At 62.0% G+C, this 2,503-nt stretch carries 1 protein-coding gene and 1 pseudogene; both read right to left on the reverse strand.

All coding sequences use genetic code 11. The features are described from left to right. Positions 1 to 2,039, reverse strand: a 2,039-nt coding sequence (locus ACRXB1_RS34465; protein ID WP_449494588.1) for a glycosyl transferase family protein, incomplete at its 3' end; no start/stop codon positions are given. A gap of 9 nt (positions 2,040 to 2,048) precedes the next feature. Beyond that, positions 2,049 to 2,503, reverse strand: a pseudogene (locus ACRXB1_RS34470) (hypothetical protein); the annotation flags it as partial.

The following is a 2,503-nucleotide window of genomic DNA, read 5'->3' on the forward strand; positions in this document are numbered from 1 at the left end:
TCCATGAATTCGCCGATGCGGCCATCGCGTTCAGGCCTGTACACCTTGAGCGCTTCATTGAAACTATCGCGCGTGATGTAGCCCATCTGGATCAGCAGATCGCCGAGAAGCGGGACGTTCGTCTCGTTCGGTTCAAGCGCGTTGCCGGCGCCGCGCAAGAACCGGAAGCCGGTTGCGATTTCGCTCTCGCGTACGATCCGCTGCGTGACGGGTCCGCCCGAGACGCGCTCGATTTCCTTGAGCGCTTCGTCCTCGAGCGGGCTTGCCGCCAGCACGATCCGGCGGCCCGCATGGTCGGTGCCTTGCGGCAGGATGCGGTATCGGATGGCATGTTCGAGCGGCACGTGCGTCTGGCCTTCATCGAGCAGGGAAGGGTCAAGCGCGGCCCGCTGCAGCTCGGATTGAAACGACAGTGCTTCGGCAAGCGTCTCCTCGTCGAGCCAGCCACGCGCCAGCAACACGCGGCCAAGGGGCGCTTCGCTTGCCAGCTCGTCTTCCATTGCGGTCTTGAGCTGGTCCTCGTTGATTGCCTGCCAGGAGACGAGCAACTCGCCCAGCCGTTGACGGCGCTTTTCGGAAAGCCCCGCCGCCGATGGAAAATCGTGCATCGTCTTGTCCCATGCAAGCCGCTTGCCCGTGACCAGATGCGACGCAAACAGGCGCCATGCGCGCGATACCGCCAGGAAGTTGATGAAGTTGGCGACGATCATGCGCGGGATGGAGACGATGCCCTGTTCCCAGCCGTAGAGCCGGGAGACGAAATACACCCGTTGCACGACCCGTAGCGCAACTGCAATCGTGTTCAGCACCAGCACGGTATTCATCCACGCAGAATCGACAAACGGCGAGGGCAGCAAGTCGCTCGTCAGTCCGAACGACGCCGCGCACATGAACGCAATGAACTGCAGCACGAGCACATAAGCCAGCATGCCGACAAACGATGTCACCACACCCTTGCGGTCACGAAACAGCAAATAGCGGTTGGCGAGCGAGCCGCTCCAGCCGGTCTGCTGCCACCCCTGCATGCCGATGCCGAGCACCCAGCGCGCACGTTGCCTATAGGCGGTGCGAATCGTGTCGGGGAAAAATTCGCGCACGGAAAGCGGCACCGTCACGGTCACTTCGCGATCTTCGCTGAGACCAAACATGCTCTTGCGACGCGTGAGGTACTGCACCGGAAATACCGCAAAGATCGATTCCATGCCGAGCTTCAGCAAGCGCGTGCCGACGTCGTAGTCCTCGGTCAGCGAATCGGTATTGAACGGCTGGTTCTTCGTGGTATCGATAAGCGCAAGCATCGCGCGCCGCGAAAAGCACGAGCCCACGCCTGCCGACGGCACGCTGCCCGTCATGCTCTCGCGGACCACGAGATCCTTTGCATGCCACTCGGCAAATTCATCCATGTACGTGCCCGCAACGAGCTCGTACCAGTGCCGCTCGAGCGAGGCCACCGGCAACTGGATCATGTCCTTGCGCGGCAGGAGGAAGTTGAAGAACTTCAGTTCGAGCGAATGCAGCACGTCTTCGCTGTCATGCAGCACGAAGCCCGCGAACTCCAGATCCGCGTTACGTTCGTGCTGGAGCGCTGCCTGCACAACCCAGTTCAGGCAATCGGCCTTGCAGGTCGGGCCGTCGTGCGGCACTTCAACGCGATGCAACTGCTTGTAGCGCATCCGCATGCGCTCGACTTCCGCGCTGGTCGCGGCATCGTTCACATACGTGCCCACGAAGATCACGTAGTTCCGGTAGTCGAGCACGCGCACGGCGTCTTCGAGCATTGCCGCGATCACGTCGTATTCCTGCCACGCGGGAATCATGATGGCGATGGGCTGCTCCGCGCGCTCCTGCAACTGCGCGGCTTTTAGCGGCGTGTATTCACGCTTGACCGTAAGCGCCCGGTACGCCCGCCGGACCCAGTAATACAGGTCGATGAACAGATCGTCCGCGCTGGATATCAAAATGATCACGGCAATGATGCCCGCGCAATATTGCAGCCCGTAGTAATACTGTTGTGCGTAGTAACCGGGATACAGGTCCATGGCGTGTCCTCATTTCGACGACGGGTTTCCAGCCTGCTTTTCGGCCAGCTTTTCGGCCTGCTGCTTGCGGCTGCGAACCAGCGCGGCGAACATCAGCAGCAGGATGAACATGCCGACCAGCAACGCCGGCACTGTCCACGACAACCATCGCTCCGACCAGGGCGCGCCTGCTTCATTGCCGGTATCGATACGGATCATGCCGGCCGGATCGCGGGTATCGATCTCTTTCAGGACGCCCGTGCCGTCCAGCACGGCCACGTCGGCTTGCGCCAGTTGCAGGCTCACCGGCACGATCGGTGCGCGTGCTCCGACGCTGCGCCAGATCACGCCGCGCGTGTTGCCGGCGTGAGCGACATCGAGTACCCCGACGCCTTGCTGGCTGACATCGTAGAGCGTCTCGTCGTCGTTGCCGGTGATGGCGAGGCGCGCGTCCGCGACCCGCACGTGCGACTTCTGGTCCGCGA

It is taken from the genome of Caballeronia sp. M23-90 (assembly GCF_053574605.1).